At 72.5% G+C, this 18,484-nt stretch carries 13 protein-coding genes; 3 read left to right on the forward strand and 10 right to left on the reverse strand.

Features of this window, described 5'->3' with window-relative positions; genetic code table 11:
- Window position 1: 1 nt before the first annotated feature.
- From mmsA to xylA, 3 genes are all read right to left on the reverse strand, one after another.
- Window positions 2-1,549 carry a multiple monosaccharide ABC transporter ATP-binding protein gene (mmsA, locus tag ABD973_RS31320; protein ID WP_345503523.1) on the reverse strand — a complete coding sequence of 516 codons (1,548 nt, stop codon included), beginning with the start codon at window positions 1,547-1,549 and terminating at the stop codon, window positions 2-4.
- Window positions 1,550-1,618: 69 nt separating this feature from the next.
- Window positions 1,619-2,728 carry a multiple monosaccharide ABC transporter substrate-binding protein gene (gene chvE, locus ABD973_RS31325; protein WP_386381933.1) on the reverse strand — a complete coding sequence of 370 codons (1,110 nt, stop codon included), beginning with the start codon at window positions 2,726-2,728 and terminating at the stop codon, window positions 1,619-1,621.
- 154 nt (window positions 2,729-2,882) lie between these two features.
- On the reverse strand, window positions 2,883-4,055 hold the full coding sequence (xylA, locus tag ABD973_RS31330; RefSeq protein WP_345503525.1) for a xylose isomerase: 1,173 nt from the start codon (window positions 4,053-4,055) through the stop codon (window positions 2,883-2,885).
- A 93-nt stretch (window positions 4,056-4,148) separates the two neighbouring features.
- On the opposite strand from xylA, the gene xylB reads away from it, so the two are divergent.
- Both xylB and ABD973_RS31340 read left to right on the forward strand, forming a co-directional pair.
- Window positions 4,149-5,597 carry a xylulokinase gene (gene xylB / locus ABD973_RS31335; RefSeq protein WP_345503527.1) on the forward strand — a complete coding sequence of 483 codons (1,449 nt, stop codon included), beginning with the start codon at window positions 4,149-4,151 and terminating at the stop codon, window positions 5,595-5,597.
- Window positions 5,594-6,811: an ROK family protein gene (locus tag ABD973_RS31340; RefSeq protein WP_345503529.1), complete on the forward strand. Its 1,218-nt coding sequence runs from the start codon at window positions 5,594-5,596 to the stop codon at window positions 6,809-6,811. Before xylB ends, ABD973_RS31340 begins: the two co-directional genes overlap by 4 nt.
- Here the strand turns inward: ABD973_RS31340 and ABD973_RS31345 are convergent.
- From ABD973_RS31345 to ABD973_RS31360, 4 genes are read right to left on the reverse strand one after another with little or no spacing between them, the layout of a single operon-like run.
- Window positions 6,808-8,250 (reverse strand): GH1 family beta-glucosidase, encoded by a 1,443-nt coding sequence (locus ABD973_RS31345; RefSeq protein ID WP_125819999.1) that lies wholly within the window; start codon window positions 8,248-8,250, stop codon window positions 6,808-6,810. The two genes, ABD973_RS31340 and ABD973_RS31345, sit on opposite strands and share 4 nt — an antisense overlap.
- Before the next feature lie 46 nt (window positions 8,251-8,296).
- Entirely contained in the window at window positions 8,297-9,190 is an 894-nt protein-coding gene (locus ABD973_RS31350; protein ID WP_345503532.1) for a carbohydrate ABC transporter permease, read from the reverse strand.
- Between the two features lie 4 nt (window positions 9,191-9,194).
- Complete coding sequence (locus ABD973_RS31355; RefSeq protein ID WP_125819997.1) at window positions 9,195-10,211, reverse strand: carbohydrate ABC transporter permease; 1,017 nt, start codon at window positions 10,209-10,211, stop codon at window positions 9,195-9,197.
- Between the two features lie 49 nt (window positions 10,212-10,260).
- Entirely contained in the window at window positions 10,261-11,607 is a 1,347-nt protein-coding gene (locus tag ABD973_RS31360) for an ABC transporter substrate-binding protein (RefSeq protein WP_125819996.1), read from the reverse strand.
- 324 nt (window positions 11,608-11,931) lie between these two features.
- Between ABD973_RS31360 and ABD973_RS31365 the strand changes: the two genes are divergently transcribed.
- Window positions 11,932-12,996, forward strand: coding sequence for a LacI family DNA-binding transcriptional regulator (locus ABD973_RS31365; RefSeq protein ID WP_125823825.1), 1,065 nt, complete (start codon window positions 11,932-11,934; stop codon window positions 12,994-12,996).
- Window positions 12,997-13,111: 115 nt separating this feature from the next.
- Here the strand turns inward: ABD973_RS31365 and ABD973_RS31370 are convergent, their stop codons facing one another.
- The 3 genes from ABD973_RS31370 to araB all read right to left on the reverse strand — a co-directional run bounded on the left by ABD973_RS31370 (window position 13,112) and on the right by araB (window position 18,432).
- The gene (locus ABD973_RS31370; protein WP_345503534.1) at window positions 13,112-14,848 is read right to left on the reverse strand and encodes a glycoside hydrolase family 6 protein; all 1,737 of its coding nucleotides are present in this window, start codon (window positions 14,846-14,848) and stop codon (window positions 13,112-13,114) included.
- Between the two features lie 299 nt (window positions 14,849-15,147).
- Window positions 15,148-16,659: an L-arabinose isomerase gene (gene araA, locus ABD973_RS31375; RefSeq protein ID WP_125819994.1), complete on the reverse strand. Its 1,512-nt coding sequence runs from the start codon at window positions 16,657-16,659 to the stop codon at window positions 15,148-15,150.
- 78 nt (window positions 16,660-16,737) lie between these two features.
- Window positions 16,738-18,432 (reverse strand): ribulokinase, encoded by a 1,695-nt coding sequence (araB, locus tag ABD973_RS31380; protein ID WP_125819993.1) that lies wholly within the window; start codon window positions 18,430-18,432, stop codon window positions 16,738-16,740.
- Window positions 18,433-18,484 lie beyond the last annotated feature (52 nt).

Consider the following 18,484-nt stretch of genomic DNA (forward strand, 5'->3'; position numbering starts at 1 on the left):
CTCACACCTGCTTGTCGGGGGATGCCGTGCTCATGGTCATGAGCCGCATGAGGGATTCCTGGGTGGCGTCCTCACGGCTGACCTCACCGGTGATCCGGCCCGCGGCCATGGTGTAGATCCGGTCGCACAGGCCCAGGAGTTCGGGGAGTTCCGAGGAGATGACGAGTACCGCCTTGCCCTGGGCGGCGAGCTCGGCGACGACGGTGTAGATCTCGGCCTTGGCGCCGATGTCGATGCCCCGGGTGGGCTCGTCGAGGATCAGCACCTCCGGCTCGGCGAAGATCCATTTGCTGAGGACGACCTTCTGCTGGTTGCCGCCGCTGACCTTGCCGGTCTGCGCGAACACCGAGGGGGCCTTGATGTTCATGGACCGCCGGAACGATTCGGCGACCCTCGCCTCCTCGTGCCGGTCGACCCAGCCCCGCCGGGAGACCTTGCCGAGGGCGCTGAGCGAGATGTTGCGGCTGATGTCGGCGTGGAGGTCGAGGCCGAGCTGCTTGCGGTCCTCGGTCACGTAGGCGATGCCGTGTCCGATCGCCTCCGGCACCGTCCGGGTGCGGATCTCGCGGCCGTCCAGCCGCACCCGGCCGCCGGTCCAGCGCCCGTAGGAGCGGCCGAAGACGCTCATGGCCAGTTCGGTGCGGCCGGCGCCCATGAGGCCCGCGATGCCGACGATCTCACCTCGCCGGACGTTCAGCGAGACCCCGTCGACCACCGTGCGCCGGTGGTCGATCGGATGCCGGACGCTCCAGTCCTCGATCTCGAAGGCGACCTCGCCCGTCCGCGGGGTGCGCTCGGGGTAGCGGTGCTCCAGGTCGCGGCCCACCATGCCACGGATGATCCGCTCCTCGGAGATGCCCCCGGGGCCGATGGCGAGGGTCTCGATGGTCCGCCCGTCGCGCAGTACGGTGACGGCGTCGGCGACCCGGGCGATCTCGTTCAGCTTGTGCGAGATGAGGATGCAGGAGATGCCGCGGGACTTGAGTCCGAGGATGAGGTCGAGGAGCTTGCGGCTGTCCTCGTCGTTGAGGGCGGCCGTCGGCTCGTCCAGGATGAGCAGCTTCACCTTCTTGGCGAGCGCCTTGGCGATCTCGACCAACTGCTGTTTGCCCACGCCGAGATCGGCGATCCTGGTGTGCGGACTCTCGTCGAGCCCGACCTGCCGGAGCAGGTCGGCGGTGTGGGCCAGGGTCCGGTGCCAGTCGATCACGCCGCGGGTGGCGTGCTCGTTGCCGAGGAAGACGTTCTCGGCGATGGACAGGTAGGGGACCAGGGCGAGCTCCTGGTGGATGATCACGATGCCGCGCTGCTCGCTGGCCCGGATGTCCCGGAACCGGCAGGGGGCGCCTTCGAAGTAGATCTCGCCCTCGTAGGCGCCGTGCGGGTACACCCCGCTGAGCACCTTCATCAGGGTGGACTTGCCGGCGCCGTTCTCACCGCAGACGGCGTGCACCTCGCCGGCGGCGACGGTCAGGCTGACCTCGGAGAGGGCTGTGACACCGGGGAACGTCTTGCTGATCGACCGCATGTCGAGAACGGGTCGGGCCATGGCTGTGCGTCCGTATCGTCGGGGCGGTGCGGTGCCCGCGGGCTTCCCCGGGCGCCGCACCGCCGGTTGCTACTTGAGCTGGTCCGCCGTGTACTGGCCGCTGTCCACCAGGACCTCGAGGTAGTTCTCCTTGTCGACGCTGACCGGCTGGAGCAGCTGCGCCGGGACGGTCTTGACGCCGTTGTGGTACTGGCGGGTGTCGTTGACCTCGGGCTTGCCGCCGGTCAGCAGCGCGTCGCCCATCTGGACCGCGGCCTTGGCCAGTTGGCGGGTGTCCTTGTAGACGGTCTGGGTCTGCTCGCCCGCGATGATCGACTTCACGGAGGCCAGCTCGCCGTCCTGACCCGTGACGACGGGCAGCGGCCGGCCCGGTGTGCCGTAGCCGACGCCCTTGAGCGAGGAGATGATGCCGATCGAGATGCCGTCGTACGGCGAGAGCACGGCGTCGACACGGGCGGCCGTGTACGACTTGCTCAGCAGGTTGTCCATCCGGGACTGGGCCAGACCGCCGTCCCAGCGCAGCGTGGCGATCTGGGCGAGGGAGGTCTGGCCGCTCTGTACGACCAGCTTCTTGTCGTCGATGTACGGCTGTAGGACGCTCATCGCGCCGTCGTGGAAGAACGCGGCGTTGTTGTCGTCCGGAGAGCCGGCGAACAGCTCGATGTTGAAGGGGCCCTTGCCGTCCTTGAGGCCGAGCTTGTCGACGATGTAGCCGCCCTGGAGGACGCCGACCTTGCGGTTGTCGAAGGTCGCGTAGTAGTCGACGTTGCCGGTGCCGCGGATCAGCCGGTCGTAGGAGATGACGGGGACGTGGGCGTCGGCGGCCCGTTGCAGCACGTTGGTGAGTGAGGACCCGTCGATGGCGGCGATCACCAGGAGTCTCGCCCCCTTGGTGATCATGTTCTCCACCTGGGAGACCTGGTTCTCCACCACGTTGTCGCCGTACTGGAGGTCGGTCTTGTAGCCCTTGGCCTGGAACTCCCTGACCATGTTGGTGCCGTCGTTGATCCAGCGCTCCGACGACTTGGTCGGCATCGCGATGCCGATGAGGCCGCCTTTGGCGTCGCGGCCGCCCCCTGTGGCGCCCGCCCCCTCGCCCGCTCCGTTGGCGCTCTGGCCGCAGGCCGCCAGCGCCAGCGTCATGCCCAGGGCGGCGAGGCCCGCTGAAAGCTTCCGCACAGTTCCTCCAGTGATGGTCCGCGACCGGCACAGCACGCCCCGGCAGGGACCACCGGAAACGGCTGAGCGGATCCTGAGTGTTAACGCTCACAAGAGCGCCGTCAAGGGTCTTGGAAGCCCTTGACGCATTGATTGTTAGCGCTAACATCTCGAGTCAGCGGGCGCCGAGGAGGTGTTCGAGCGCCAGCTGGTCCAGCTGTTCGAAGGCCATGCCGCGGCGGGCGGCCGCGTCGGCGTCGAACCCGTCGAAGGCGGACCGGTCGGCCAGGAGCCCGGACAGGCCGTCCTCGGCCGTGGGGACGGCGAGTTCGGGCAGCCGCGAGGCCGTGAGCGCGGCCTGGACCTCCGGATCCGAGCGGAAGGCGCGGGCACGCTGCGCCAGCAGCAGGTAGGTGCGCATGCAGGCGGCCGCCGAGGCCCAGACGCCCTCGCCGTCCTCCGTGCGCGGCGGCTTGAAGTCGAAGTGGCGGGGGCCGTCGTAACCCGCCGACTCCAGCAGGTCGACCAGCCAGAAGGCCTGGCGCAGGTCGCCCGCGCCGAAACGCAGGTCCTGGTCGTACTTGATCCCGCTCTGGCCGTTGAGGTCGATGTGGAACAGCTTGCCGTGCCACAGGGCCTGGGCGATGCCGTGCGGGAAGTTCAGCCCGGCCATCTGCTCGTGGCCCACCTCCGGATTGAGGCCGACCCGCTCGGGCCGCTCCAGCCTGTCGATGAAGGCCAGGGCGTGGCCGATGGTGGGCAGCAGGATGTCCCCGCGCGGTTCGTTGGGCTTGGGCTCGATCGCGAAGCGCAGGTCGTAGCCCTGCTCCTGGACGTACTCGCCCAGCAGGTCGAAGGCCTCCTTCAGCCGGTCCAGGGCCGCGCGCACGTCCTTGGCCGCCCCGGACTCCGCGCCCTCGCGGCCGCCCCAGGCGACGTAGACCGAGGCGCCCAGTTCCACGGCCAGGTCGATGTTGCGGATCGTCTTGCGCAGCGCGTACCGGCGCACGTCGCGGTCGTTGGCGGTGAACGCGCCGTCCTTGAACACCGGGTGGGTGAAGAGGTTCGTCGTGGCCATCGGCACCTTCAGCCCGGCCGTGTCCAAGGCGGTGCGGAAGCGCTTGACCGCCTGCTCGCGGGCGGCCTCGCCGGCGCCGAAGGGGATCAGGTCGTCGTCGTGGAACGTGACCCCGTAGGCACCGAGCCCGGCGAGCCGGTGCACGCTCTCGACCGGGTCGAGGGCGGGCCGGGTGGCGTCGCCGAAGGGGTCCCGCCCCTGCCAGCCGACGGTCCACAGGCCGAAGGTGAACCTGTGCGCGGGGGTGGGGACGAGCGGGTCGCTGCTCATGAGGCACTCCGGATCGGGCCGAGGTCTATTTGTAAGGGCGAAAAACAAATTAGTATGCCGAGACGCCAGAAGGAACCCCACCGGAGGGACCCCATGCCCGCACAGCGCGTCGTGATCGGTGTCGACAGCTCGACCCAGTCCACCAAGGCCCTCGCCGTCGACGTGGAGACCGGTGCCGTCCTGGGCGAGGGCCGCGCCGCGCACACCGTGACCGCGGGCCCCGGACGCGAGAGCGACCCCGAACAGTGGTGGCGGGCGTTCTGCGAGGCCGCGGCCGCCACCGGCTGGGCGGACCGGGCCGCCGCCTGCTCGATCGCCGGCCAGCAGCACGGCCTGGTCACCCTCGACACGGCCGGCCGGCCCGTGCGCCCCGCCCTGCTGTGGAACGACGTCCGCCCGGCCCCGCAGGCCGCCGCCCTCGCGGCCGCCTTCGGCCCGGCAGAACTGGCCCGCCGCACCGGCAGCGTCCCGACCGCCGCCTTCACCGCCGCCAAATGGGCCTGGCTGCGCGCGCGGGAACCCGCCGCGGCCGACCGCGTCGCCGCGGTCCGGCTTCCCCACGACTACCTGACGGAGCGGCTCACCGGCGAGGCCGTCACGGACCGCGGAGACGCGTCGGGAACCGGCTGGTGGGGCCCCGACGGCTACGACCGGGAGGTCCTCGCCCGGATCGGCCTCGACTGCGCCCTGCTGCCGCACGTCCTCGCGCCCGGCGCCCGGGCCGGCCTCGTCCGCGCCGGGACGCCCCTGCGCGAGGGCGTGCCCGTGGCCACCGGCACCGGCGACAACATGGCCGCCGCCCTCGGGCTGGGCCTCACCCCCGGCCGGCCCGTCCTGAGCCTCGGCACCTCGGGCACCGTCTACGCCGTCGGCCGGACCCGGCCCGCCGACCCGGGCGGAACCGTCGCCGGCTTCGCCGACGCCCTCGGCGGCTGGCTGCCGCTCGCCTGCACGCTCAACTGCACCCTCGCCGTCGACCGCTTCGCCGCCCTCACCGGCCGCGACCGCGAGGACGTCGAGGAAGCCGGCACGGTGGTGGTGCTGCCCTACCTCGACGGCGAACGCACCCCGGACCTGCCGGGCGCCTCCGGTCTGGTCCACGGGCTGCGCCACGACACGACGCCCGGCCAACTGCTCCAGGCCGCCTACGACGGCGCCGCCCACGCCCTGCTCACGGCCCTGGACGACGTCCTGCGCGCCGGAGGCGAGGACCCCGCCGCGGACGAACCCCTCCTGCTGATCGGCGGCGGAGCCGCGGGCCGGGCCTGGCAGCGGACGGTCCTGCGGCTGTCCGGCCGGGCCGTCCGGGTACCCGAGGCCCGGGAACTCGTCGCCCTCGGCGCCGCCGCGCAGGCCGCCGCCCTGCTCACCGGTGAGCCCGCCGACGCCGTCGCCCGGCGCTGGCGGACCACGGAGGGCCCGGTGCTGGAGCCCGTACCCCGCGACGACGACACGCTCGAACGGATCACCGGTACGCTGCGGCGGGCGCGGGCCCTGCAGGAGGCCCCGCCGGACGGGCGACAGGAGGGACGGGGGCGATGACCGCGCTCGGCAGGCCGGGCGGGGCCGCACAGACCGCCCCCGCCTCACAGCAGGGGATGCGCCGGCGGAACCTCGCCGCGGTGCTCGGCGCCGTCGCGGCGCACGGGCCGCTCTCCCGGGCGGACGTCGCCGGACACACCGGCCTGACCAGGCCGGCCGTCTCCTCCCTGGTCGACGAGCTGATCGGCCGCGCCGCCCTGACCGAGACGGAGACCGCCCCGAGCGGACGCGTCGGCCGCCCCGGGAGGGCCCTGGCCCTCAACGACCGGGGCCCCGCGGGGCTCGGCCTGGAGATCGGCGTCACCCACCTCGCCGCCTGCGTCGTCGACCTGCGCGGCGAACCCCGGGTGTGGCGGCGCGTGGAGCGGGCCAACGCGGGCCGGCCGGCCGGACGGGTACTGGAGGAGGCCGCCGACCTCGCCGCCGACGCGGAGTCCGAGGCCGCCGCCCTCGGCCTGCGCGTCGAGGGCCGCGTCCTGGCCGTCCCGGGGGTGGTGCCGAACACCCCCGGCGGACTGGTCGCCCACGCTCCCAACCTCGGCTGGAAGGACGTCCGGCCCGCCGACCACTGGCCCGACCCCGCCACCGCGCCCGAGCCGGAGAACGAGGCCAACCTCGGAGCCCTCGCCGAGCAGCGGCAGCAAGTAGACCCCGCCGAGACCTTCGTCCACGTCTCCGCCGGGGCCGGAATCGGCGCCGCACTGGTCATCGGCGGCCGGCTGTTCCGGGGCGCCCGCGGCTTCGCGGGCGAACTCGGCCACCTGCCCGTCCACCCGCGGGGCGCACCCTGCCCCTGCGGGGCACGCGGCTGCCTGGAGCAGTACGCGGGCGAAGCGGCCGTCCTGCGCGAGGCGGGGCTGGCGGACGCCGGGGACCCGGTGGCCGTGCTGGCCGAGCGGGCGGGCGCCGGGGACGCGGCGGCCCTGCGCGCACTGGACCGTGCCGGACGGGCCCTGGGCCTCGCCCTCGTCTCGGCGGTGGACCTGATCGACCCGGACGGCCTCGTCCTGGGCGGTGCCTACGCCGAACTCGCCGACTGGCTCCTGCCTCCGATCCGCTCCGAGCTGGCCGCCCGGGTCACCGTCCGGCCTTGGCACCCCGAGGCGGTCCGCCCGTCCGCCCTGGGGCGCCGCGGACCGGTACTGGGTGCCGCGTGGTCGACCGTGCAGCGGATCATCGCCGACCCCGCCCGCCTGCCCGTCCGCCCGGCCTAGGCGCCGCCCGGGGCGTGCAGCCGGCCCGTCCGGGCCACGCGGGAGTACCAGAGCGCGCTCGATTTGGGCGTGCGCTCCAGGGTCTCGTAGTCGACGTGGACGGCGCCGAAGCGCTTCGCGTAGCCGTAGGACCACTCGAAGTTGTCCAGCAGCGACCAGAGGAAGTAGCCGCGCACGTCGGCCCCGTCCGTGATCGCCCGGTGCACGGCCTCCAGGTGCGCGTGCACGTACGCGGCGCGCCGCGGGTCGTGCACCGTGCCGTCGGGTCCGACCTCGTCCTCGTACGCCGCGCCGTTCTCGCTGATGACGAGCGGCAGGCCGGGGTAGCGGGCGGCGGTGCGGGCGATGAGGCCGTGGAGCGCGTCGGGGTCGACCGGCCAGCCCATCGCGGTGCGTTCACCCGGAGCACGGTGGAACGCCACGTCGTCCGCGCCGGGCCAGGGCGAGTGCTCGCTGTCGCCGTGGCCGTCGTCCTGCGGTCGCCCGGCCCCCGGCGCGACGTGCGAGACGACCGTCGGGGTGTAGTAGTTCAGGGCCAGGAGGTCCAGCGGCTGGTGGATCGTCGCGGCGTCGCCGTCCCGGACGAACGACCAGTCGGTCAGGTGCGCGGTGTCCGCGAACAGGTCCCGGGGGTACGCGCCCTCCAGCATCGGCCCCAGCCAGATCCGGTTGCCGACGGCGTCGATGCGGCGGGCCGCCTCCCGGTCCTGCGCGCAGGGGTTCAGGGGGCGGACCGCGTGGAGGTTGAGGGAGACCGAGAGCTGGGCGCCGCCGGGCAGCGAGGCCCGCAGGGCCTGCGCGGCGAGGCCGTGGCCGAGGTTGAGGTGGTGGGCCGCGCGCAGGGCGGCGACCGGATCGGTCCGTCCCGGGGCGTGCACGCCGGAGCCGTAGCCGAGGAACGCGCTGCACCAGGGCTCGTTGAGCGTCGTCCAGCGCTTCACCCGGTCTCCGAGCGCGTCGGCCACGAGGCCCGCGTACGCGGCGAACCGCTCGGCGGTCACGCGTTCCGGCCAGCCCCCCGCGTCCTCCAGGTCCTGGGGCAGGTCCCAGTGGTAGAGCGTGAGCGCCGGCTCGATGCCCGCGGCGAGCAGCTCGTCGACCAGCCGGCGGTAGAAGTCCAGGCCCTTCTGGACGGCGGGCCCCCGGCCGGTCGGCTGGACGCGGGACCAGGAGACGGAGAACCGGTAGGCCCCCAGGCCGAGTTCGGACATGAGGCGGACGTCCTCGGCGAACCGGTGGTAGTGGTCCACGGCCACGTCACCGGTATGGCCTTCGAAGACCTTGCCGGGGGTGTGCGAGAAGGTGTCCCAGATGGACGGGGTGCGGCCGTCCTCACGGGCGGCGCCCTCGATCTGGTACGCGGCGGTGGCCGTGCCCCACAGGAAGCCGGACGGGAAGGTGCGGGTGGCGGTGAGTGGCCGGGTCTCGGGCACGGTCATCGGAGAGTGCTCCCAACGCGGGTTCGGATGGAGTCGTCGGACGCCGTCAGTTCTTGACGGCGCCGGCGGTGATGCCGCCCACGATGTGCTTGCCGAGGACGGCGAAGACCAGCAGCAGGGGCACCGAGGAGATGAGCGCGCCGGTCAGCACGACGGCCTGGTCGACCGTGTGGTTGCCCGCTCCGAGGCCGGCCAGGGCGACCTGAAGGGTCGGGTTGCCGTCGGGGGTCAGCGCGATGAACGGCCAGAAGAAGTCGTTCCAGGCCTGGACGAAGACGAGCATCCCGAGGACCGCCATCGCCGGCCGCGCCACGGGGAACACCACGTGCCAGATGATGCGGAGGCTGTGCGCCCCGTCCATCCTGGCCGCCTCCACGAGCTCCACGGGGAGGGCCTCGAGCAGGTACTGGCGCATGAAGAACACGCCGAAGGCGGCCACCAGCGAAGGCAGGACGACCGACTGGAGCTGGTCCACCCAGCCGAGGTCCGTGACGATCTGGTAGAGCGGGATCACGCTGAGCTGCGGCGGGATCGTCATCGTGGCCACGACCAGGGCCAGCAGGGCGCTGCGGCCCTTGAACGGCAGTTTGGCGAAGGCGAATCCGGCCAGCGTGGAGAACAGGACGGTGGACAGGGCCACCAGCCCGGCCACGATCGTCGTGTTGACCAGCGCCTCGCCCATGTCGACCTGGTTCCAGGCGAAGGAGAGGTTGTCGAGCAGCCGGGGTCCCGGCAGCAGCGGCGCCGGCGCCTTGACCACCCGCTCGCCCGTGTGGGAGGCGGCGACGAGGTTCCAGTAGAGGGGGAAGAGGGAGACCAGGGCGGCGAGGCCCAGAAGGACGTAGGTCAGCGGGCCAGCGTGGTGCTGACGGCCGGCCGACGGGCGAAGGCGCCTGACGCGCGGCGCCCGGGAGGCGGTGGTGTCGGGTGTGCGGGTCATGGGTTCAGCTCCCCGCCTTCGCGCGCAGCCGGGAGACCAGGATCCGGAGGCCGCCGATGAGCAGGAGGAGCAGGAGCATGACCCAGGCGATGGCGGAGGCCTGGCCCAGTGCGCCGGTCACCCAGCCCTTCTCGTACATCAGCAGGCTCAGGGTCTGGAACTGGTTGCCGCTGCCGCCGCTGATCCCCAGACTGCCGCCGAAGAGCAGCGGCTCGCCGAACAGCTGGGTGGCGCCGATGGTCGAGACGACGGCGGTGAAGAGGATCGTCGGCCGGATGGAAGGGACGGTCACGCTGAGGAACTGGCGCCAGCGCGAAGCCCCGTCCAGCGCCGCGGCCTCGTACAGGTCCTGCGGCACGGCCTGCATCGCCGCCAGGTAGATCAGCGCGTTGTAGCCCGTCCACCGCCAGGTCACGATCGTCGATATCGCGATCTGGGCGGGCCACTTGGAGGACTCCCAGTCGACCGGCGCGAAGCCGGCCCCGCCCAGGACCGTGTTGATCAGACCGTAGTCGGTGTTGAAGAGCTGGGCGAAGACGAGCGTCGCCGCGGCGATGGAGGTGGCGTACGGGGCGAGGACCGCGACCCGGAAGAACCCGCGGCCGCGGAGCCTGTAGTTGAGCAGGTGGGCCAGGCCCAGGGCCATCAGCAGCTGGGGAACGGTCGAGAGCAGACCCATGGTGAAGGTGTTGGCCAGTGCGTTCCAGAAGAACTCGCTGGTCGCCAGGGAGCTGTAGTTCTCCATCCCCTTCCACCGGGCCTGGCCGCCGAGCTCGACCCGGTGGAGGGAGAGCCAGCCCGTGTAGATCAGGGGGAAGAGGCCGAAAGCGGCGAAGGTGAGGAAGAAGGGGGCGACGAAGACGTACGGGACGGCCTTCAGGTCGAGGCGGTAGAGGGTGCTGCGCCGGCCGCTGCGGCCGGGGGGCCGCGGGCCGGGGGAGCCGGGGCCGGCGCTGCGGCGCCCGGCCGGTGCGGCGGGCGGCGCGGAGCCGTCGCCCGCCGCCCGTACGGAGGTGGCCACGGGGGCTTCCTTCCAGGTGGATGCGTGCGGTGCTGTCAGGGACGCCGGGCTACCGGTCGATCTTGTCGGCCACCAGCTTCCTGACGTTCTCCCAGGCCTTCGCCGGATCGGTGCCGCGCTGCTCGATGTCGAGGATCCCGTTGTCGGTGAGGAAGGTCTTCACCTGGCCGTCCCAGCGGCTGATCGGGGCGGGCGTGATGCCGGCCGCGGCCTGCGAGTAGATCCGGCCGACCGGGGTGTCCCCGAAGTACGGCAGCTTCGCGTCCTGGACGGCGGGGGAGGCGAGGGTGTCCTTGGAGGAGGGGATGTTGCCGTTCACGCCGAAGACCTTGGAGTGCTGGGCCGGGGCGGTGAGCCAGGCGGCGAGTTCGGCCGCCTCCTTGACGTGCTTGCCCGCCTTGGGCACGGCGAGGAAGGAGCCGCCCCAGTTCCCGGCCACGGGCGGCGCGGCGATGTCCCACTTGCCCTGGTTCTCCGGGCCCGCCTGTTCCTTGATGATGCCCGTCATCCAGCTGGGACAGGCGACCGTGGCGAACCTGGAGTTCTTGAAGGCCGCGTTCCACGTGCCCTTCTCGTCGAACTGGCGGAGCTTGGCCGTCAGCCCGCCCCGCGCCGCCGCCACGGCGGTGTCCCAGGCCTTCTTCACGCCGGGGCTGTTCTCGTAGTCCAGCTCCCCCCTGGTGTTGGCGTACTGCACGGCCTCACTGGAGATCACCGCGTTGAACAGCCCGCCGGCGGAGTCGTGGAACGCGGTCCCGGCGGGGGCGCTCTTCATGTACGTCTCCCCGGCCGCCAGGAACTTCGCCCAGTCGCCCGCCCAGAGCCGGGCGACCTCCGCACGCTCGGTCGGCAGCTTGGCCTGGGCGAACAGGTCCTTGTTGTAGCAGATGGCCATCGGGCCGATGTCCGTGCCGAGCCCGATGACCTTGCCGCTCCCCGTGGTGGCCTGCTGCACCTTCCAGTCCAGGAACGCCCCGAGGTCCGCGCCGCCGGTCTTGCCCAGGTCGGTCCACTTGTCCGCCATCGCCGGGCCGGTCGCCTCGGCGATGTATCCCACCTCCAGGGCCTGGATGTCAGCGAGGCCGCTGTCGCGGGAGAGGCGGAGCTTGAGGGTGTCCCAGTACTTCTGGCCGTCCGCGACGTTCGATTCCTCGATCTTGATGTGGGGATGGGACTTCTCGTATTCGGCGTAGAGCTTCGCCCCGGTGGCGTTGTCGTAGCCGAAGGAACCGAAGGTCCCGATCCGCAGCGTGATCTGTCCGCCGGCGTCCGCGCGGTCGTCCCCGCCGCCGTCGCCTCCGCAACCGGTGAGCAGGGCCCCGGCGGTCGCCACGGCGACGGCCGTGCCGAGCGCGGTGCGGCGGCCGCGGCCACGTCTGCTGCTGGAACTGCGCATTCCACTCTCCTCGTCCAAGGCGGTGCCGGTCGTGCGCCAGGGTCCGGCGGCTCGTTCGCGGCTCGGCGAGGGCCCGCGCGGACCAGAAGCGGCGTCTGTGGCGCCCTCAGGAATGGGAGCGCTCCCACGCCGCTGCCGGAAGGTTCCTGCCTCGCGGGCTCAAGTGTCAAGAGTCGAACGGGGATTGGTGCGTGACGAGTTCAGGCAATCAAGAGTAGGGTGGGAGCGCTCCCATGGTGCTCCTCGGCGTAAGGTGTGCCGCGCGACGCGGCGGAGTACAGCATGCTCACCGGTTCCACCGGATCGGGGCCGACGCGGAGTGCCATGCGCGAGGGGAGTTCGAGAGGCGTGAGCGGACAGCGGAACGGCAGGCCCACCCTGGAGGAGGTCGCTGCCCTGGCCGGCGTCGGCCGGGGCACGGTGTCCCGGGTCATCAACGGCTCGCCGAGTGTGAGCGAGCAGGCCAGGGAAGCCGTCGCCCGCGCGGTCGCCGAGCTCGGGTACGTGCCCAACCAGGCGGCCAGGGCGCTCGCCGGCAGCCGCACCGACGCGGTCGCCCTGGTCATCCCGGAGGCCGAGGCCCGGGTGTTCTCGGAGCCGTACTTCCTGGACCTCATACGCGGAGTCAGTTCCGAACTCTCTCGGGCGGACAAGCAGTTGCTGCTCACCCTGGTCCGGACCGAAGCGGAGCGCCGGCGGTTCGAACACTACCTGGCCGCCCAGCGGGTCGACGGCGTCCTGCTGGCATCCGTCCACGGGGACGACCCCCTGCCCGACCGGATAGCGCGACTGGGCCTGCCGGTCGTCATGAACGGACGGCGCTCCGAGGCGGAGCCCGTCGACTACGTGGACTCCGACAACGTGGGCGCCGGCCGCACGGCCGTCGCCCACCTGGTGGGCCGGGGCCGGGGCCGGATCGCGACCATCAGCGGCCCGCTCGACATGTACGTGGCCCGCGCCCGCCTCGGGGGCTACCGCGCGGGCCTCACCGAGGCCGGGATCGCCCCCGACGAGTCGCTCGTGGAGGTCGCGGACTTCACCGAGGAGGGCGGCCGGCGGGCGATGCGCGCCCTGCTCGAGCGCGCCCCGGGGCTGGACGCGGTCTTCGCCGCCTCCGACGTGATGGCGGCCGGAGCGCGCGGGGTGCTGCGCGCGGCCGGCCGGCGGGTCCCCGAGGACGTGGCCCTGGTCGGCGTCGACGACTCGGTGGGCGCGCGCCTGATGGATCCGCCCCTGACCAGCGTGAGCCAGCCGATCGAGGAGATGGGCCGCACGATGACGCGGCTGCTGCTGCGGAAGATCGCCGGGGGGCGGGGAGCCGGCCCGGCGGCGGGGGAGGAGGCGCGCCGCGTCCTTCCCACGGCGCTGATCGTGCGGGACTCCTCCTGAGCGGAGGGGGACGCGCGCCGGCTGCGGTCGCTTCCGGGACCCGGGCACGAACGGGCCGCAGCCGTACGGCGGCCGGGGGGCTCCGTACGGCTGCGGGTCCGTCACCGGCGGTCCGTCACAGGGCCGGGTGGGCGTTCTTCATCAGTTCCCGGAACTGGGCGGAGAACCACTGTCCGGCGAGCGGTGCGTCCGGGAGGGCGCCCGACATGCTGTTGCCGTTGCGGACGTTGCCCGTGTAGGTGGGGTCGCACATCCGGTCGAAGCCCTTGCCCTCGTTGTTCGGGATCTCCTTGCTGGCCCCGTCCGACTCGCCCGGCGGCTTCATCCACACGTAGGCGTCGATGCCGGGTGCCGGTGCCGCCTGCGGCCGTTCGCCCAGCCCGGCTCCCGCCTGGTTGCACCAGTTGCCGAGGTGGATGCGCCGGTCGTAGCGGCCGCCGTTGACGTAGGAGTCCACGCTGGTCGTCGCGCCGGGGCCGGTCGGGCGGGCCGTGCCGCCCCAGCCGTTGCGGGAGGTGTCGACGAGCATGCCGACGCCGGCGTCGAAGCCGAGCGAGACCGCCTTGGCCCGCATGGCCTGCGCGTAGGACAGCTCGTCGGTGTAGCGGTTCCAGTCGACCCACTTCGACTGGCGTACGGAGGTGCCGCCCACCGAGTCGTCGATCGAGAAGTGGTCCTCCTTCAGCGCGCTGAAGTTGGCCGTGTTCACGATGAAGCCGTGCACCTTGGAGAGGGTGGAGCCCTCGGCGGTCGCGGCCTGCTTGAACATCTCCGCGGAGGCGGTGAAGTTGTCGTCCCAGCCGAGCCAGCCGTGGTGGCCGGCGTCCACGTAGTTGTAGACGTTGGCGATCGAGCCCAGCTTGTTGAGCGCGTAGCCGACGCCCTTGACGTAGTTGCCGTTGGCCTTCATCACGTCGCAGGCCGGGGTGGCCGTCGGGCGGCCCGAGACGTTGGTGACGAGGTTCGGCAGCGAGTCGATCTCGACGGCGGTGACGATCCGCAGACCGGCGTACTTGGGATCGGCGAGGATAGCGGCGATCGGGTCGATGAACTGCGTCTTGTACCTGTCGATCTCGGTCGGGCCCAGCTCCCCGTTGGAGGCGAGCGCGGAGCAGTCCCGTCCGGGCAGGTCGTAGACCACCAGCTGGACGACGAGTTCACCGCTGCCCTTCTGCGCCAGGGCCGCGTCGAGGTGGTCGCGCAGGCCCATCTTGCCGCTGGTGCCCGTGACGAGGGCGATGCGGTCCAGCCAGACGGCGGTGGGCTGGTTCGACACCCTCGTGCCCCCCGGCTCGGCGGCCGCCTTGGCGGACCATTCCGGATTCACGTACACCTTGGCGCCGGCGTAGGGGTTGTCGGCCTTGCCGCCCGAGGGCGGAGGCGTCGTGGGCGGGGTCGTCGGGGGAGTGGTGGGGGGCTGGGTCGGGTCGGTGGCGCCGTTGCAGGTGACGCCGTTGAGCTTGAACGTCGCGGGCACGGCGTTCGTGCCGGTGTGGGAGCCGTTGAACCCGAAGGACGTCGAACCGCCGGTGGCCAGCGACCCGTTGTACGAGAGGCTCTTGGCCGTCACGGCCGCCCCCGACTGGGTGATCGCGGCGTTCCAGCCCTGGGTGACCTGCTGGCCGTTCGCGTAGGTCCACTCCAGGGTCCAGGCGGTGACGGGGTCACCGGTGTTGGTGACGACCACCTGGGCGCCGAACCCGGTGTTCCACTGGTTCGTGATCTGGTACTCGACCTTGCAGCCGGCGGAGGCGGCGCCGGCGGGGCTGCCGAAGACGGTGGCTGTGGCGCCCGCGGCCGTGACGAGGCCGAGGGCCGCCAGTAACGCGGTGCGGGGGATGATGCGGCTCATTTCGCGGGGTGCCTTTCAGATCGGGCGCAGGCGGGGCCTGGCGCCGCTGGGGGGCGTTCCGTCGTACGGGGAGGGCACGGGCGTCGGAACCGGGCCACGGCACGGCCGCGGAGCATGTCCGCGGGCGGAGCGCCGTCCGGGCCGTGGCAGGGCGGGACCGTGCACGAGCCGTGAACAGTGGGAGCGCTCCCACTGTGCGGACGGCACCCAGCGGCGTCAAGGTGGGGGGAGGATCGAAAGCCTTTCGCTCCGGAATTCCCCGGCTCCTCCCCCCCCGGCTCAGAACCCCGCCCCCCGGTTCAGAACCCCGCTGCCAGCCGGTGGTACGCCTGGCTCCAGCGCAGCTCGCGCCGGAAGCGCTGGGCGGTGGTGCTCTCGTCGATGAGGAGCAGCTCCAGGCGGAGCATGTCCGCGAGGTCCTCGAGGTGGGCGGAGGTCAGGGCGGTGCTGAGGACGGTGTGGTGGGGTCCGCCGGCCGTCAGCCAGGACTCGGTGGAGGTCCGCAGGTCCGGGCGGGGCCGCCAGACCGCGCGGGCGACGGGCAGGGCGGGCAGCGGGTGCGGGGGCGCCACGACGTCGACGTCGTTGGCCACCAGGCGGAACCGGTCGCCGAGGTCGGCGAGGCCGGCCACCACGGCCGGCCCGGGGGCGGAGTCGAACACCAGCCGGACCGGGTCCTCCCGCCCGCCGATGCCGAGGGGGTGGATCTCGCAGCGGGGCCTGGCGGTCGAGAGGGTGGGGCACACTTCCAGCATGTGCGCGCCGAGGATGAGCTCGTTGCCCGGTGTCATGTCGTAGGTGTAGTCCTCCATGAAGGAGGTACCGCCGGGGAGGCCGTCGGCGGCCGCCTTGAGGGCGCGCAGCAGGACGGCGGTCTTCCAGTCGCCCTCGCCTCCGAAGCCGTACCCCTGGGCCATGAGCCGCTGGACCGCGAGGCCGGGCAGCTGGCGCAGTCCGCCGAGGTCCTCGAAGTTGGTGGTGAAGGCCCGGAAGCCGCCCGTTTCGAGGAAGGTGCGCAGGCCGGCTTCGATGCGGGCCGCGTAGCGCAGCGACTCGTGCCGCCCGCCTCCCCGGCGAAGCTCCGGCGCCAGGTCGTACAGGTCCGCGTACTCCTCGACGAGCGAGGCCACCTCGCTCTCCGGCGCGTGGTCGACGGCCTCCACCAGGTCGTTGACGGCGTAGGTGTTGACGGAGACGCCGAGGCGCAGCTGGGCCTCCACCTTGTCCCCCTCGGTGACGGCCACGTCGCGCATGTTGTCGCCGAACCGGGCGACCTTGAGGGTGGCCAGTTCGCAGCGCGCGGCGGCCGCCCGCGCCCAGATGGCGACCCGTGCGGTGGTCACCGGGTCCGTGACGTGTCCGGCCACGGTCCTGCGGGGCACGCCGAGGCGGGTCTGGACGTGCCCGAACTCGCGGTCCCCGTGGGCGGCCTGGTTGAGGTTCATGAAGTCCATGTCGATGGTGTCCCAGGGCAGGGCCACGTTCGACTGGGTGTGCAGGTGCAGCAGCGGCTTGCGCAGCGCGTCCAGTCCGGCGATCCACATCTTCGCCGGCGAGAAGGTGTGCATCCAGGCGATGAGCCCGGTGCACCGGTCGTCGGCGTTCGCGTCGAGGCACAGGCGGCGGATGGCGTCGGCGTCGGTGAGCACCGGCTTCCACACGACGCGTGCGGGGATGGTGGAGGTGTCGTCCAGCGCGGCGGCCAGGTGCCGCGACTGTTCGGCGACCTGTTTCAGCGTCTCCTCCCCGTACAGGTGCTGGCTGCCGGTGAGGAACCAGATTTCCTGGGCGGGAGACGTTCGGCTGGGCACATGGACTCCTGGAGGTGACGTCCCGCGGCGCGTCGGAGCGGGCGGGCGGGGAGGGGGGCGGAGGGAGGGCGGCGCGGATCAGTTCGCCGTGCGGGTCGTGTCGCGGATGCGCCGCAGGCGGTGCAGCTGGCCGTCGGCGGAGAAGCGGTCGTGCAGGAGCCGGTATTCGGCGAAGAGGGTGTCGTAGGCATCGGCCCGGGAGGCGTCCGGCGTGTAGACGGCCGGCAGCCGGCGGCCCATGGCGGCGCCGGCCGTCCGTACGTCGCTGTACGCGCCCGCGGCCACGGCGGCGTGGATGGCCGCCCCCAGGGCGGGGGCCTGGTCCGACCCGGCCAGGGAGACGGGGCGGCGCAGCACGTCGGAGTAGATCTGCATCAGCAGTCCGTTCCTGGCCAGTCCGCCCGCGACGATGAACTCGCGCACCGGTACGCCGCCCGTCTCCAGGGCCTCCACGATGACGCGGGTGCCGAACGCGGTGGCTTCGAGCAGCGCGCGGTAGACGTCCTCCGGGCGGGTGGCGAGGGTCAGGCCCGCGATGACTCCGGAGAGGTGGTGGTCGACGAGGACCGACCGGTTTCCGCCCAGCCAGTCGAGGGCGACCAGCCCGTGGCCGCCGACCGGCTGGCAGGCGGCCTTCCGGGTCAGCAGGGTGTGCAGGTCCTCGTCGCGCTCGGCCGCTTCGGCGAGGTAGTCCGGTGGGAGGCCCTGGTCCAGCACCCAGGCGAAGATGTCACCCACCGCGCTCTGCCCGGCCTCGTAGCCGTAGGCCCCCTCGACGACGCCGCCGTTCACGACGCCGCAGATGCCGGGGACGTCGGCGAGGACGGGCGCGTTGACGACGTGGCAGGTGGAGGTGCCCATGATGGCGAGCAGTTGGCCGTCCTCCACGGCCTGGGCCGCGGCCGCGGTGACATGGGCGTCGACGTTGCCCGCGGCCACGGCGATCCCGGGGCGCAGCCCGGTCCAGGCGGCCGCCCCGGTGCTGAGCCCGCCCACGCGTGAGCCGAGCGCGGAGAGCGGGAACGCGAGGCGGGTGCGGGCGAAGTCGGCGAACCGGGGGTTCAGCCCGGCCAGGTACTCCTCGCTCGGGTAGGCACCGTCCTGGTGGATTCCCTTGTAGCCGGCGGTGCAGGCGTTGCGGGACTCGGTTCCGGTGAGCTGCCACACGATCCAGTCGGCGGCCTCGATCCACCGCGCGCAGGTGTCGTACACGAGCGGATCCTCCTCCAGGACCTGGAGGGCCTTGGCGAACTGCCACTCCGCGGAGATCCGGCCGCCGTAGCGGGCGATCCACTTCTCCCCGCGGGCGTGGGCGAGTTCGTTGATGCGATCGGCGTACGGCTGGGCCGCGTGGTGTTTCCACAGCTTGGGCCACGCGTGCGGCCGTCCGGCGAGCTCCGTCTCGGCGAGGGGGGTCCCGTCGGCCAGGGTGGGCAGGACGGTGCAGGCGGTGAAGTCGGTGGCGATGCCGATCACCGCGGCCGGATCGACTCCGGCCGCCGCCACGGCCGCCGGGACGGCGCGGCGCAGGACGTCGCGCCAGTCCTCGGGGTGTTGCAGGGCCCAGTCCGGTGGCAGTTGCGCACCGCCGTGCGGCAGGTACCGGTCCATGACGCCGTGCCGGTAGGTGTGGACCGCCGCCGCCAGCTCCTGCCCGTCGCGAATCCGCACCACCACGGCGCGGCCCGACAGGGTGCCGAAGTCGACACCGACCGTGTACCGCTCCGGTTCCCCGGAACGGGGGGTGGGCGTGAGGAGGTGGGGTGACGTCAACTGAGTGCCTTCCGAAGGAGTGGTGGTGCCGGACGCCATGCAGTGTGAGCGC

Origin of the sequence: Streptomyces racemochromogenes (genome assembly GCF_039535215.1) — a bacterium.
GTDB lineage: Bacteria > Actinomycetota > Actinomycetes > Streptomycetales > Streptomycetaceae > Streptomyces > Streptomyces racemochromogenes.

What these genes read in the sequence shown, in the direction of transcription:
- mmsA (WP_345503523.1), bottom strand. Translation starts at nt 1,549, where the DNA reads ATGGCCCGACCCGTTCTCGACATGCGGTCGATCAGCAAGACGTTCCCC.
- xylA (WP_345503525.1), bottom strand. Translation starts at nt 4,055, where the DNA reads ATGAGCAGCGACCCGCTCGTCCCCACCCCCGCGCACAGGTTCACCTTC.
- xylB (WP_345503527.1), top strand. Translation starts at nt 4,149, where the DNA reads ATGCCCGCACAGCGCGTCGTGATCGGTGTCGACAGCTCGACCCAGTCC.
- ABD973_RS31340 (WP_345503529.1), top strand. Translation starts at nt 5,594, where the DNA reads ATGACCGCGCTCGGCAGGCCGGGCGGGGCCGCACAGACCGCCCCCGCC.
- ABD973_RS31345 (WP_125819999.1), bottom strand. Translation starts at nt 8,250, where the DNA reads ATGACCGTGCCCGAGACCCGGCCACTCACCGCCACCCGCACCTTCCCG.
- ABD973_RS31350 (WP_345503532.1), bottom strand. Translation starts at nt 9,190, where the DNA reads ATGACCCGCACACCCGACACCACCGCCTCCCGGGCGCCGCGCGTCAGG.
- ABD973_RS31360 (WP_125819996.1), bottom strand. Translation starts at nt 11,607, where the DNA reads ATGCGCAGTTCCAGCAGCAGACGTGGCCGCGGCCGCCGCACCGCGCTC.
- ABD973_RS31365 (WP_125823825.1), top strand. Translation starts at nt 11,932, where the DNA reads ATGCGCGAGGGGAGTTCGAGAGGCGTGAGCGGACAGCGGAACGGCAGG.
- ABD973_RS31370 (WP_345503534.1), bottom strand. Translation starts at nt 14,848, where the DNA reads ATGAGCCGCATCATCCCCCGCACCGCGTTACTGGCGGCCCTCGGCCTC.